Source organism: Stenotrophomonas sp. FW305-C-20-S1 (genome assembly GCF_058783335.1).
The window spans coordinates 1-13,931 of record NZ_JBYTEK010000041.1 but is presented as its reverse complement, the minus strand read 5'-3'; the positions used below and the strand labels follow the sequence as shown (position 1 = coordinate 13,931).

At 66.7% G+C, this 13,931-nt stretch carries 12 protein-coding genes; 2 read left to right on the top strand and 10 right to left on the bottom strand.

Features of this window, described 5'->3' with window-relative positions; translation table 11 throughout:
• Positions 1–28 precede the first annotated feature (28 nt).
• On the bottom strand, positions 29–1,363 hold the full coding sequence (gene rlmD, locus AC3WTC_RS17615) for a 23S rRNA (uracil(1939)-C(5))-methyltransferase RlmD (RefSeq protein ID WP_025879185.1): 1,335 nt from the start codon (positions 1,361–1,363) through the stop codon (positions 29–31).
• A gap of 128 nt (positions 1,364–1,491) precedes the next feature.
• On the opposite strand from rlmD, the gene AC3WTC_RS17610 reads away from it, so the two are divergent.
• Positions 1,492–2,214: an Hpt domain-containing response regulator gene (locus AC3WTC_RS17610; RefSeq protein WP_025879186.1), complete on the top strand. Its 723-nt coding sequence runs from the start codon at positions 1,492–1,494 to the stop codon at positions 2,212–2,214.
• Positions 2,215–2,795: 581 nt separating this feature from the next.
• Here the strand turns inward: AC3WTC_RS17610 and recO are convergent.
• The 9 genes from recO to rpoE all read right to left on the bottom strand — a co-directional run bounded on the left by recO (position 2,796) and on the right by rpoE (position 11,449).
• The gene (recO, locus tag AC3WTC_RS17605; protein WP_059064780.1) at positions 2,796–3,515 is read right to left on the bottom strand and encodes a DNA repair protein RecO; all 720 of its coding nucleotides are present in this window, start codon (positions 3,513–3,515) and stop codon (positions 2,796–2,798) included.
• A gap of 18 nt (positions 3,516–3,533) precedes the next feature.
• The gene (gene era / locus AC3WTC_RS17600; RefSeq protein ID WP_025877117.1) at positions 3,534–4,430 is read right to left on the bottom strand and encodes a GTPase Era; all 897 of its coding nucleotides are present in this window, start codon (positions 4,428–4,430) and stop codon (positions 3,534–3,536) included.
• The gene (rnc, locus tag AC3WTC_RS17595) at positions 4,427–5,107 is read right to left on the bottom strand and encodes a ribonuclease III (protein ID WP_025877115.1); all 681 of its coding nucleotides are present in this window, start codon (positions 5,105–5,107) and stop codon (positions 4,427–4,429) included. Before rnc ends, era begins: the two co-directional genes overlap by 4 nt.
• Complete coding sequence (locus AC3WTC_RS17590) at positions 5,097–5,480, bottom strand: DUF4845 domain-containing protein (protein ID WP_025877113.1); 384 nt, start codon at positions 5,478–5,480, stop codon at positions 5,097–5,099. Before AC3WTC_RS17590 ends, rnc begins: the two co-directional genes overlap by 11 nt.
• A 34-nt stretch (positions 5,481–5,514) precedes the next feature.
• Positions 5,515–6,309 carry a signal peptidase I gene (gene lepB, locus AC3WTC_RS17585; RefSeq protein WP_025877111.1) on the bottom strand — a complete coding sequence of 265 codons (795 nt, stop codon included), beginning with the start codon at positions 6,307–6,309 and terminating at the stop codon, positions 5,515–5,517.
• A 54-nt stretch (positions 6,310–6,363) separates the two neighbouring features.
• Positions 6,364–8,157, bottom strand: a complete 1,794-nt coding sequence (gene lepA / locus AC3WTC_RS17580; protein ID WP_080148860.1) for a translation elongation factor 4 — start codon at positions 8,155–8,157, stop codon at positions 6,364–6,366.
• A 184-nt stretch (positions 8,158–8,341) separates the two neighbouring features.
• On the bottom strand, positions 8,342–9,880 hold the full coding sequence (locus AC3WTC_RS17575; RefSeq protein WP_025877107.1) for a DegQ family serine endoprotease: 1,539 nt from the start codon (positions 9,878–9,880) through the stop codon (positions 8,342–8,344).
• Positions 9,881–9,956: 76 nt separating this feature from the next.
• Positions 9,957–10,832 (bottom strand): sigma-E factor negative regulatory protein, encoded by an 876-nt coding sequence (locus tag AC3WTC_RS17570; RefSeq protein ID WP_492712090.1) that lies wholly within the window; start codon positions 10,830–10,832, stop codon positions 9,957–9,959.
• Positions 10,829–11,449 carry an RNA polymerase sigma factor RpoE gene (gene rpoE / locus AC3WTC_RS17565; protein ID WP_025877103.1) on the bottom strand — a complete coding sequence of 207 codons (621 nt, stop codon included), beginning with the start codon at positions 11,447–11,449 and terminating at the stop codon, positions 10,829–10,831. The genes AC3WTC_RS17570 and rpoE overlap by 4 nt, the downstream gene beginning before the upstream one ends.
• 235 nt (positions 11,450–11,684) lie before the next feature.
• Between rpoE and AC3WTC_RS17560 the strand changes: the two genes are divergently transcribed.
• Complete coding sequence (locus tag AC3WTC_RS17560) at positions 11,685–13,748, top strand: 3-hydroxyacyl-CoA dehydrogenase NAD-binding domain-containing protein (protein ID WP_025877101.1); 2,064 nt, start codon at positions 11,685–11,687, stop codon at positions 13,746–13,748.
• The last annotated feature ends 183 nt before the right edge of the window (positions 13,749–13,931 follow it).

The window sequence follows — 13,931 nt, the reverse complement described above, 5'->3', positions numbered from 1 at the left end:
CGCCGGGCAGCCCCCGGCGCTGCAGGCATCAGCGCTTTTCGAACACCGCGATGCTTTCCACGTGCGCGGTATGCGGGAACATGTCCATCGCACCGGCGCTGACCAGGGTGAAGCCCTGTTCGTTGACCAGGTAGCCTGCATCGCGGGCCAGCGAGCCCGGATGGCAGCTGACATAGACGATGCGCTTGAACTGCTTCAACGGCAGCTGCTGCAGCACTTCGATGGCGCCCGAACGCGGCGGATCCAGCAGCAGCTTGTCAAAGCCCTGGCGCATCCACGCCGTGCTGCGCTGGTCCTGGGTGAGGTCGGCGCTGTAGAACTGCGCGTTGGCCAGCCCGTTGCGCTCGGCGTTCTCACGCGCACGCGCCACCAGCCCGGCATCGCCTTCCACGCCCACCACTTCGCGCACCTTGCGCGCCAGCGGCAGGGTGAAGTTGCCCAGGCCACAGAACAGGTCCAGCACCCGCTCATCGGCACCCGGTTCAAGCAGGTCCAGCGCGTGGGCGATCATCTTCTCGTTGAGCTTGGCATTGACCTGGATGAAATCCAGCGGACGGAACGCCAGTTCGACATCCCACGGCGCCAGCCGGAACGAAAGCGCCACGCCCTGCCCGTCCAGCGGCTGCACGGTATCCACGCCGCCCGACTGCAGGTAGATGACAAAGCCGTGCTGTTGGCCGAAGGCCGCCCAGGCGGCGCGATCGGCATCACTCAGCGGCTGCAGGTGGCGCACGGTCAGCACCACGGCCTGGTCACCGGCGATGAACTCGATCTGCGGGATGTCGCGCTTGCCATCCAGGGATTCGATGAAGGTCGACAGCACCTCCACCTTGGTGCCGATTTCCGGGATCACGGTCAGGCACTGCTGCAGGTCCGCGACGAAGCGCGGGTCCTGCTCGCGGAAGCCGACCAGGGTCTTGTCCTTCTTCTCGACCCGGCGCACCGAGAACCGGCCCTTGCGGCGGTAGCCCCAGCTGTCACCTACCAGCGGCGGCAGCACGGTGCCCGGCTTCACATGGCCGATGCGCTCCAGGTTGTCCATCAGCACGCGCTGCTTGGCGACGATCTGCTGGTCTTCGTCCAGGTGCTGCAGCACGCAGCCGGCGCAGGTGCCGAAATGCGGGCACTTGGGGGTCACCCGCTGCGGCGAGGCCTGCAGCACTTCCACCGTGCGCGCCTCATCGAAGTGGCGGCTGCGGGCGGTCTGTTCGGCCATCACCACTTCGCCCGGCAGGGCGCCGCTGATGAAGGTGACCTTGCCGCCCTCGCCTTCACGGCGGGCAACACCGCGACCATCATGGCTGAGGTCGAGGATCTCGGTCTGGAAGGGAGTACGGTCGATGCGGGAGCGGGATCGGGCCACGTGGCAACAGGCTGCGGGCAAAAGTGGGGGCGTATTGTCGCAGATCCTGACCGGCGGGGCCGCTGGCCGCTTGCGCCCGCCGCCGCCGTGCTTGATGATTGACCCCAGCTGACATGGAGGCAGCCCTGATGCAGATGACCCCGCGGGCCAGTCGACCCCGCTTCCTGCTTGTCGAGGACGACATCATCAGCCGCGGTTTTTTCAAAGCGGCGTTGGAAACGTTACCAGCGGATGTGGACACCGCCGACTCACTGGCCAGCGCCCTCGCGCGCGCCGAGCCCGGTGCCCACGATCTGTGGCTGATCGACGTCAACCTGCCTGATGGCAATGGTGCCCAGCTGTTGCACCAGCTGCGCCGCTCGCACCCGGACACCCCGGCGCTGGCGCATACCGCCGACGGCGACGCTGCCATTCACGCCCGCCTGCGCGAGGCCGGTTTCAGCGACACCCTGGTCAAACCGCTGGGCCGTGACCAACTGCTGAAGGCGGTCCGTCGTGCGCTGGTCAACAGCCCCGCCGGTTCCACGGTGCCGCCAGCGGCGGTCGAGCTGGCCCTGGAGGACTGGGACGAAACCGCCGCCCTGGCCGCGCTCAATGGCCAACGCAACCACCTGATCGCCCTGCGCGAGCTGTTCCTGGCCGAACTGCCGGGCGTGCGCGATGCGGTCGAACAGGCGGTGGACCAGCATGACGAGCGCCAGCTGCGCAGCCAGCTGCACCGGTTGCAGGCCAGCTGCGGGTTCGTGGGTGCAGCGCGACTGGCACGTGCGGTACGGCAGCTGCATCACACGCCCGAATCGGGGCAGGCACAGGCGGGGTTCCGCGCGGCGGTGGCTGCCCTGCTGCACTGAGGGTTGCTCGACAGGGCTGCGCCCTGCACCTGCAGAGGCTTTCAAGCCAGAGCAACACCAAAGGCCACACCCAGAGCGGCTCTGGCCTTCTGCTTGTTGGGCGGGGCGGTGTGGGTTGGCAGGACACGCCGTAAACCCATCCCTGGGGGCTCGATGGCGCCATCCATGGCGCCAACGGTCCTGCCAACCCACACCGCCCCACCTCCCGACAGATTCCGTATGACGGCTGGTAGATCCACGCCATGCGTGGATGAATCTCCATCGAAATCGAATATTTCGACACTTGAACGAAGAGCATCCACGCATGGCGTGGATCTACGTGTCGACCAAGGTCGACACCTACCAGAGCCGGAAGCCATTCCGACAGCTCGCGGACAATTGTCGAAGGCGGGGTGGGTCCGGTTGCGGGGGTGTCCGCGGCATGGATGCCGCAGCCAAGCCCCCATGGACGGGTTTACGGCGTCCCCCGCAATCGGACCCACCCCGCCTACCCACGGAATGCACGCTGTTGTTGTTGCTGTTGCTCTGGCTCGTGCCTTGGCCTCGGCAGGTGCAGGGCTGCAAGCCCTGCCGAACACCCCTCAACGCCGGGGTGTCAGCTGCTCCAGCATCTCCCACGACTTCAACCCGCGCGCGCCCAGGTGATGGGCCAGCACCCGCCGCATCGGCAGGCGCAGGCTGGCCAGATCGGCGGCTTCCGGTTCGTCGTCGGTTGCCAGGGCCAATAGTGCCGAGCCGGTAGCCGCTGCGCGACGCTCGCCGCCACGCTCGCTGAGCAGGCGCTGCGGTCCTTCCTGCGGGTCCAGTTCATAGCGCGCCGCCGGGTCAATCGGCTGGCCATCGCTGGCGGTCTCAAGATCGAAACCCACGCCCAGCGCCGCCAGCAGCTCGCGTTCGAAACGGCGCAGGGTCCAAGCCAGTCCGGCCCCCACGGCCAGGCGCGCACGCGCCTCACCAAAGGCCAGGTACAACTCCGGCAGCGGGTCCTGTCGCGGTGCCAGGCGCAGGGTCAACTCGCTGAGATAGAACCCGGCCAGCATGGCCTGGCCGAGCAGACGCGGCGCCACATCCAGCGCCTCAGCACCGCGCAGCTGGGCCAGTTCGCCACGCTGCAGCGCGCTGAAGCGGATCCACTGCAGTGGCTGCAGGGCCGCTCGCAGCACCTGGCCCTTGGCCGTGGAAACACCGCGCGCGAGCAGGCCGATCCGGCCGTGCTCGGCGCTCAGTACCTCGACCAGCAGGCTGGTCTCGCGATAGGCCCGCGCATGCAGCACGAAGCCGGTGTCGTCCTCGATCAGCATCGAAGCGACCGTCGCGGCTTATTCGTAGCCGAAGGCCTTCAGCGCGGCCTCGTCATCGGACCAGCCCTCACGCACGCGCACCCAGGTTTCCAGGAACACCTTGGCCCCGAACAAACGCTCCATCTGCAGGCGGGACTTGGCCCCGATCTCCTTCAGGCGGGTGCCGCCCTTGCCGATCACGATCGCCTTCTGGCCTTCGCGCTCGACCCAGATCACCGCACCGATGCGCAGCAGGTTGCCGTCCTCGGTGAAGCGCTCGATCTCCACCGTGGTGGCGTACGGCAGCTCTTCGCCCAACTGGCGCATCAGCTGTTCACGCACCAGTTCGCCGGCCAGGAAGCGCTGGCTGCGGTCGGTGATCTCGTCTTCGCCGAACATCGGCGGAGCTTCCGGCAACAGCGCCAGCACGTCACGGACCAGAGCTTCCAGGCCGTTGCGCTTCTGCGCCGAAATCGGATGCACCGACGAGAAATCACGGCCGGCGGTCACTTCCTGCAGGAACGGCAGCAGTGCGCCCTTGTCCTTCATACGGTCGATCTTGTTGACCACCAGCACCACCGGGATACCGGCGTCGCGCAGCACGTTGAAGGCCAGGCTGTCCTCTTCGTCCCAGCGACCGGCTTCGATCACCAGCAGGCCGGCGTCGACGCCTTCCAGCGAGCCGCGGGCAGCGCGGTTCATGACCCGGTTCATCGCCCGCTTCTGCACCTTGTGCAGGCCGGGCGTGTCGACCAACACCAGCTGCCCTTCCGGGTAGGTGGCGATGCCCAGCAGGCGGTGACGGGTGGTCTGCGGCCGGTTGGACACGATGCTGACCTTGGCCCCGACCAAGGCATTGGTCAGGGTCGATTTGCCCACGTTGGGGCGGCCGATGACGGCCACACTGCCGCAATGATGGGGAGTTTGTTCGCTCACTTGGAATCCAGTTGTTCAAGGACGGCCGCAGCCGCTTGTTGTTCGGCAATGCGCCGCGAGGAGCCTTCGCCCTCGGTGCTGGCGGCGGGGTCGGCTACGTTGCAGCGTACCCGGAAGTGTTTGGCGTGGTCGTCACCGGATTCTGACACCAGTTCGTACTGTGGCAACGCCTTCTGTCGGCCCTGCAGCCATTCCTGCAGGCGGGTCTTGGGGTCCTTCTCCGGTCGCCCGGTGGCCGGCAGCGCCTCCATCGAGGCGGCAAACCAGGGCAGGACCATCGCCCGGCAGGCTTCAAAACCCGCGTCCAGGTAGATCGCAGCAACCACGGCCTCGAATGCATCGGCCAGGGTCGAGTCGCGGCGATGGCCGCCGGACTTCATTTCGCCGGGGCCCATCGTCAGCCGGTCACCCAGCTGCAGGGTCCGCGCGATCACCGCCAGCGCACCCTCGCGCACCAGCTCGGCGCGGGCGCGGGTCATCGCGCCTTCGTCCGCCTTGGGCCAGCGCAGGTACAACGCCTCGGCAACCATCATGTTGACGATGCTGTCGCCAAGGAACTCCAGCCGCTCGTTATGCGGCGCGCCGGCACTGCGATGGGTCAGCGCCTGCTTGAGCAGGTCTGGGTCGCGGAAGGCATGACCGATCAGGTCTTCACGTTGGAAAGATTTATTCGGCACCGCTACGGGTCAGGTCCTGGGAAGAATCGAATTTGCCAACCACATCCAGGTTGCCGACCAGTTGGCGGCGCACTTCGTAGTTGACCTTGAGGGTCCAGCCATTGTCGCGACGGTCGAACTTGACGTTGGCCGGCTTCACGTTGTCCGAGTAGTTGATGTACAGCCGCTTGAAGAACAGTTCCTGGATGTTGGCCGGCGCCATGCTGCCGATGCCCGGTTCCTTGGCCAGGCTCTTCATCGCCGAGCGCACCGCGTAATACTCCTGGTACATCGGGAACAGCTTCATGCCGATGTAGAGGAAGAAGCCAACCACGATCAGGACCGTCAGGAACGAGGTCAGGGTCATGCCGCGCTGCGTGTTCATCGTCTTCATTGCGTTCTCCCCAGATACGCGAGTGGATGTGAAGTCAGTTGATGCTCGAGCCGATCCGCGACGGTTCGAAGCCGTCCTTGCAGAACCAGCCCTGGCAGTTCAGCCAGATCAGGAATGCCTTGCCGCGCAGGTTCTCTTCCGGCAGCAGGCCCCAGAAACGGCCGTCGTCGCTGTTGTCGCGATTGTCGCCCATCACCAGGTACTTGCCAGCCGGCACGGTCCACTGGCCCTGGCCACGCGGATAGTCGGTCTCCAGCACGGTGTGGGTGCGGCCCGGCAGGTGCTCGACCAGCAGGTTGGCGCCCTCACCCTGGCCCTTGTGGCCGGCATAGATCCCCTTGTTGTCGTACTTCAGCGGTTCGCCGTTGAGGATCACCCCGTCGCCTTCGAACACGACGGTGTCGCCCGGCACGCCGATCACGCGCTTGATGAAGTTCTCGCCCTTGGCCGGGTCGTTGTCGCCATGGCCGGGGAAGTGGAAGACCACCACGTCACCACGGGCCGGATCGCCGACCGGCACGAAGCGGGTGTTGGTGATCGGCAGGCGCAGGCCATAGGAGAACTTGTTGACCAGGATGAAATCGCCGATCAGCAGGTTCGGCATCATCGAGCTGGACGGGATCTTGTACGGCTCGGCGATGAAGCTGCGCACGATGAGCACGATCGCCAGCACCGGGAAGAACGCACGCGAGTAGTCCACCAGCACCGGCTCGGTGTCGAGCAGGCCGGCGCGCTGGGCGCGACGCTTGGCCAGGTACAGCTTGTCGGCCAGCAGGATCAGGCCGGAGGCCAGGGTCAGCACGACCAGGAGGATCTCAAACAGTTTCATTCAGGGTCCTTTGCAACGTCACCGGACGATCGGCCCGAAGGCCGGTTTCGGGGCTTATTTGTTGTCCATCTGCAGCACGGCCAGGAAGGCTTCCTGCGGAATTTCCACGCGGCCGACCTGCTTCATGCGCTTCTTGCCTTCCTTCTGCTTTTCCAGAAGCTTCTTCTTGCGCGAAACGTCGCCACCATAGCACTTGGCCAGAACGTTCTTGCGCATGGCCTTGACCGTGGTGCGCGAGATGATCTGCGAGCCGACGGCGGCCTGGATGGCCACGTCGAACTGCTGGCGCGGGATCAGGTCCTTCATCTTCTCGCACAGCTCGCGGCCACGACGATCGGCATGGCTGCGGTGCACGATCAGCGACAGCGCATCGACCTTGTCGCCGTTGATCAGCACGTCCACGCGCACGAACGGACCGGCATCGAAGCGCACGAAGTGGTAGTCCAGCGAAGCATAGCCACGGCTGACCGACTTCAGCTTGTCGAAGAAGTCCAGCACCACTTCGGCCATCGGCAGCTCGTAGCTGATCTGCACCTGGCTGCCCAGGTAGTTGATGCCGAGCTGGCTGCCACGCTTTTCTTCGCACAGCTTGATGATGTTGCCGATGTACTCCTCGGGGGTGAGCACGTTGGCGCGGATGATCGGCTCGCGGATCTCCTGCACATGGTTCACCGGCGGCAGCTTGGCCGGGTTGTCCATGTTGATGATCGTGCCATCGGTCTTCAGGACTTCATACACCACCGTCGGCGCGGTGCTGATCAGGTCCAGGTTGTATTCGCGCTCCAGGCGCTCCTGCACGATTTCCATGTGCAGCATGCCGAGGAAGCCGCAACGGAAACCGAAGCCCATCGCTTCGGAGCTTTCCGGCTCGAAGCGCAGCGCGGCATCGTTCAGGCGCAGCTTGTCCAGCGCTTCGCGCAGGTCCGGGTAGTCCTCGGCATCGACCGGGAACAGGCCGGCGAACACGCGCGGCTGCATTTCCTGGAAGCCGGGCAGCGGTTTCGGTGCCGGATCGCCGGCCAGGGTCAGGGTGTCGCCGACGGGAGCGCCGTGCACGTCCTTGATGCTGGCGGTGACCCAGCCCACTTCGCCCGCGCGCAGTGCCGGCAGCACCTTGCGCTTGGGGGTGAACACACCGACGTTGTCGACCTGGTGGTTGCGGCCGGTGGACATCACCTGCAGCTTGTCACCGGCCTTGATCTCGCCCTGCATCACGCGCACCAGCGAGACCACGCCCAGGTAGTTGTCGAACCACGAGTCGATGATCAGCGCCTGCAGCTTGTCGGTATCGCGCGGCACCGGCGGCGGAATGCGATGCACGATCGCTTCCAGCACGTCGACCACGTTAAGGCCGGTCTTGGCGCTGACCGGCACGGCGTCGCTGGCATCGATGCCGATCACGGCCTCGATCTCGGCCTTGGCGCGCTCGATATCGGCGGTGGGCAGGTCGATCTTGTTGATCACCGGCACCACTTCCAGCCCCTGCTCCACCGCGGTGTAGCAGTTGGCCACCGACTGCGCTTCCACGCCCTGGGCCGCATCGACCACCAGCAGCGCGCCCTCGCAGGCGGCCAGCGAGCGGCTGACTTCATAGGAGAAGTCGACGTGGCCGGGGGTGTCGATGAAGTTCAGGTGGTAGGTCTGGCCGTCCTTCGCCACGTACGGCAGCGACACCGACTGCGCCTTGATGGTGATGCCACGTTCGCGCTCGATCGGGTTGGAGTCGAGCACCTGCGCTTCCATCTCGCGGGCCTGGAGGCCGCCACAGAGCTGGATGATGCGGTCGGCCAGCGTGGACTTGCCGTGGTCGACGTGGGCGATGATGGAGAAGTTGCGGATGTTCCGCATCGAATCAGAGGACATAGAGAGGTGGCGGCGGCGCGCGGCGTCGTCAGGGTAACGGTCGATTATCGCATGCCCGGAGGGCCACCGCGTGGTTGGCCTGCCGGCACGGCCCCGGAATGGCCGAAGCCCCGCCAGGGCGGGGCTTCGGGGACACCACGAGGGCCGCCGTGAAGGCGGCCATCGGTTGTTACGGGCCGGCCTTGACCGCGACGAAGGCGCTGTTGCCGCTGCCGGTACGGACCAGCAGCATGACCACATCGCCCTTCTTGTAGCCGGACAGCGCGCGGTTCAGGGCTTCAACGCTGCCGACCGGGGTACTGGCCACCTGCAGGATCACCATGCCCCCGGACAGGCCGGCATCACGGGCGCCCTCGCCCTTCACGGCGGTGATGCGGACACCTTCGCCCGCCTCCAGGCCCAGCTGCTTGCGCTGCGGCGCAGTCAAGTCGGCAACGTCCAACCCCAGCAGGGCATTGGCGCCGGCCTGCGGAGCCGCCGTGTCATTGCCTGCGGACGGGCTGCGGGCATTGCCCTGCGCGTCCTCGGCCAGAGCGGTCAGGGTCGCGCTCAGGTCACGCGGCTTGCCATCGCGGATCACGCCCAGGGTGACGCGGCTGCCCGGTGCCATCGCACCGATCAGCGGCGGCAGATCGGACCAGCTGTTGACCGGCGCACCGTTCACCGTGCGGATCACGTCACCGATCTTGACCCCGGCCTTGGCCGCAGCGCTGTCCGGCACGATCTGGTTGACCAGCGCACCGCGGCTGTCGGGCAGGCCCATCGCCTGCGCCTTCAGGCCGTCGATTTCCTGCACCACCGCGCCGAGCTGGCCACGGGTGACCTTGCCGGTCTTCTTGATCTGCTCGACCGCGCTCATCGCCAGATCGATCGGGATCGCGAAGCTGATGCCCATGTAGCCACCCGAGGCCGAGAAGATCTGCGAATTGATGCCGACCACTTCACCACGGGTGTTCAGCAGCGGGCCGCCGGAATTACCCTGGTTGATCGCCACGTCGGTCTGGATGAACGGCACATAGCGCTGGTCCGGCCCACCGGTGTTGCGGCCGAGGGCACTGACCACGCCAGCGGTAACCGAGTGGTCGAGGCCGAACGGTGAGCCGATCGCGACAACCCACTGACCGGGCTTCAGGCTGTTGGAGTCCCCCACGCGCACGGTCGGCAGGTTCTTGCCGTCGATCTTCAGCAGGGCGACGTCGTACTGCTGGTCACTGCCGATCACCTTGGCGGTGAACTCGCGACGATCGCCGAGCTTGACCTTCACTTCGCTGGCGTCGGCGACCACGTGGTAATTGGTCAGCACGTAGCCGTCAGGCGAAATGATGAAGCCCGAGCCCATGCCGCGGCCCTTGATGCTGGGGCCGCCGTCCTGCCCGCCAGGGCCCTGCCCGGGCATCGGGAAATCCGGGCCAAAGAAGCGGCGGAAGAACTCGGGCATCTCGTCATCACCCGGGCCCATGCCGCCCCGCGCCTGGCGGTTGCTGCGGACGATGGTGGTGTCGACGTTGACCACACCGGGGCCGACCTGCTCAACCAGGTTGGTGAAGTCAGGCAGACCGCTGACCAACGGCTGCGCCGGTGCGCGTGGGGCCGCAGCGGCGGCGGCGGCCTGCGGCTGGGCGGCAGGCGCCGCCGGTTGGGCACAGGCCACCAGCGGCAGGGTCAGGGCGAACAGGCCAATGGCATGCGTGCGGAGTCGGGGAGTCATCGGACGGCAACCTCCGGGTCGGATGGAAAGGGAAAGAAGCGCCCCGCCGACGGCGGGGCGTGGAACGGTACCCGGCTCAGTCGCGCGGGCGTTGCGACGCCGGCAGGTCGTCCTGCAGGCGTGGCTCGAACGGATAGAACGCGGTGCCACCGGTATGGGCCGGGAAACTGGCATTGAGGGCGCCACCGGCGGCGGGCGCCAGGCTGGAACGCGGCCACGGCCGTGCCTGCAGATTGCCGACCTCGCCAAAGGGCAGATTGCGCGCGCTACCGGCGGGCATGGTCGGGGTCAGCGGCGCCTGGCTGGCAACCGCGCGCAGCGGTGCGTCATCGCGCTGGGCCACGCGTGCGGCCTGCTGGCTGCGGGTGGCGCTGGCGCGGCGCACATCCTGGCGACGGCTGGCGGCGGCCATGGCCACCGCCGGCACGCTGGCCACGGCCATCGCAGCAGTGTCCACCGACGCCTCGGTGACGGCAGCCGGTTGCTCCGATGCCGGCGGCAACTGCGCCTGGCTGGCGATCACCTGCGGTGCGGAGACATCCACCGGCGGCGCCTCCTGCAGTTTTTCGCGGCCGACGAACAGCGCTACGGCGGCAACCGAAGCGGCCAGCGCACCGCCGCCCCATGCACGCCAACCACTACGGCGGGCCTGACGCTTCGGCTCGGCCAGCGGTGCGGGCTCGGCGGCGATGGCGGCAGCCACGGCGGCGCTGAAACCGGCCGGTGCCAGCAGCGACGCCTGGCCGCGCATGACATCACCCAGCAGCTGCCAGCGTTCCTGGCAGCCAGCCAGTTCCGGATCGTGTTCCATGCGGCGCACCAGGAAGCGCGCCTCGTCTGCCCCCAGCTCGCCGTCGACCAGCGCCGACAACTGCTGGCGATGGCGTTCGTCCAGGCGTTGCCCGGCGGGAGACTGGTGGTTGTGCGATTCGTTGTTCGGAATGCGGGTCATATACGGCTCTTCTCGCGGGTGGCACTGCCGATGTCCAGCAGCGGCCGGAGTTCGGTGTCGATCGCCTCGCGCGCCCGGAAGATCCGTGAACGCACGGTGCCGATCGGGCACCCCATCTTCTGCGCGATTTCCTCGTAGCTCAGGCCTTCCACCTCGCGCAGGGTGATCGCCGACCGGAGTTCTTCCGGCAGCGCGTTGACGGCCTTCATCACCGTCTGTTCCAGTTCCTGGCGCATCAACTCGCGCTCGGGCGTATCGGTGTCGCGCAGGCGCGTGCCGCTGTCGAACTGCTCGGCGTCGCCGATGTCGATGTCATCGGTCGGCGGGCGGCGATTGTGCGAAGCCAGGTGGTTTTTGGCGGTGTTCACGGCGATCCGATGCAACCAGGTTGAGAACTGGGCGTCGCCGCGGAAGCTTCCAATCGCACGGTAGGCACGGATGAAAGTGTCCTGGGCCACGTCCTGACATTCACTCCAGTCGGCGATGTAGCGACCGACCAGGGCCACGACCCGATGCTGGTACTTGCGCACCAGGACATCGAAGGCGGCACTCTCGCCGTGCTGCACGCGCCGGACCAGTTCCAGATCCAGCTCCTGAGGTGTATCAACATCGGCCATGAGGGGCCGCACTCCTGTCAGCCCAACCGACGTCGGGCAATGAGACTGCCAATCCCGGGAAAAGTTCAGTCGCCGATCACCTGGCGCCGCACCAGCTTTTAACCACCGTTCCGTTAACGTTCCGGTCCAACGCCTGCGATCCGGGGCGCCACACCCCTGCTATTGGGATTTGACGCGGGGGAAACAACCTCTGGATCATAGCCCCCTTCTCCATACACAACCGGATGGAACGTCCATGCTCTCAAGCTTCGATGGTCTCCGCTTCAGCCACTGGCACCCCGAGATCCGCGACGATGGCGTGGTGGTCCTCTCCCTGGATCGTCAGGACAGCAGTGTCAACGCAATGTCGCAGGATGTGCTGCTGGAGCTGGGCGACCTGCTGGAGCGCATCGCCATGGACCCACCGAAGGGCGTGGTGATCCAGTCCCTCAAGAAGGCAGGCTTCATCGCCGGTGCCGACCTGAAGGAGTTCCAGGAGTTCGATCGCCGCGGCACCGTCAACGACGCCATCCGCCGCGGCCAGTCGACCTACCAGAAGCTGGCAGAACTGCCCTGCCCGACCGTGGCCGCCATCCATGGCCATTGCCTGGGCGGCGGTACCGAGCTGGCCCTGGCCTGCCGTTATCGCGTTGCATCCAATGACAGTTCCACCCGCATCGGCCTGCCGGAAACCCAACTGGGCATCTTCCCGGGCTGGGGTGGCAGCGCGCGCCTGCCGCAGCTGGTCGGCGCACCGGCGGCGATGGACATGATGCTGACCGGACGCACGCTGTCGGCCTCGGCCGCACGCGGCATCGGGCTGGTCGACAAGGTGGTGGCACCGGCCGTCGTGCTCGATACCGCCGTGGCGCTGGCACTGTCCGGCACCACCCGCCCGTTCAAGCAGCGTGCGCTGGCCTGGGCGACCAATACCTGGCCGGCACGCCAGCTGCTGGCCCCGCAGATGGTCAAGCAGGTCGCACGCAAGGCGAAGAAGGACCAGTACCCGGCGCCGTATGCGTTGATCAGCACCTGGCAGCGCAGCGGCGGCAAGCCGGTGCAGGCACGCCTGGATGCCGAACGACGCGCCGTAGTGAAGCTGGCCAGCACGCCGACCGCGCGCAACCTGATCCGCATCTTCTTCCTCACCGAACGCCTGAAGGGCCTGGGCGGTGGCGATTCCGGCATCCGCCACGTGCACGTGGTCGGTGCTGGCGTGATGGGCGGTGACATTGCTGCGTGGGCCGCCTACAAGGGTTTTGAAGTGACCCTGCAGGACCGCGAGCAGCGCTTCATCGACCCGGCCATGGAACGTGCACAGGCACTGTTCGCCAAGAAGGTGCGTGACGAGAGCAAGCGTCCGGCCGTCGCCGCGCGCCTGCGTGCGGACCTGGAAGGCAATGGCGTGGCGCAGGCCGATCTGGTCATCGAAGCGATCATCGAGAACCCGGAAGCCAAGCGTGCGCTGTACCAGACGCTGGAGCCGAAGATGAAGCTCGACGCGTTGCTGACCACCAACACCTCGTCGATTCCGCTGGTGGAGCTGCGCGATCACATCCAGCGCCCGGCGCAGTTCGCCGGCCTGCATTACTTCAACCCGGTGGCCCAGATGCCGTTGGTGGAGATCATCCATCACGACGGCATGGCGGCCGAAACCGAGCGTCGCCTGGCAGCCTTCTGCAAGGCGCTGGGCAAGTTCCCGGTGCCGGTGGCCGGCACGCCCGGCTTCCTCGTCAACCGCGTGCTGTTCCCGTACATGCTGGAAGCGGCCACCGCATACGCTGAAGGCATTCCGGGCCCGGTGATCGACAAGGCGGCGGTGAAGTTCGGCATGCCGATGGGCCCGATCGAACTGATCGACACCGTAGGCCTGGACGTGGCCGCTGGCGTGGGCAAGGAACTGGCGCCGTTCCTGGGCCTGCAGATTCCGGCGGCGCTGCAGACGGTGGAACCGGACAAGCGCGGCAAGAAGGATGGCCAGGGCATCTACACCTGGGAGAACGGCCGGGCCAAGAAGCCGGACGTGGCGCGCGACTATCAGGCGCCTGCCGATCTGGAAGATCGCCTGATCCTGCCGTTGTTGAACGAGGCGGTGGCGTGCCTGCACGAAGGCGTGGTGGCCGACGCGGACCTGCTGGACGCGGGCGTGATCTTCGGTACCGGTTTCGCACCGTTCCGCGGCGGTCCGATCCAGCACATCCGTGCGGTGGGTGCCGATGCCATCGTGGAGCGCCTGAAGGCGCTGCAGCAGCGCCACGGTGATCGCTTCGCACCGCGCCCGGGCTGGGACAACCCCGTCCTGCGCGAACCAGTGGTGTGAGTTGATCAGCCGGGCCTGCGGCCCGGCACCCGCGTTTCAATCCACAGCAAAAGCCAGAGCCGGAGCAACAGCCGGCTCTGGCTTTTCTGTTTGTTGGGCGGGGCGGTGTGGGTTGGCAGGACACGCCGTAAACCCATCCATGGGGGCTCGATGGCGCCATCCATGGCGCCAACGGTCCTGCCA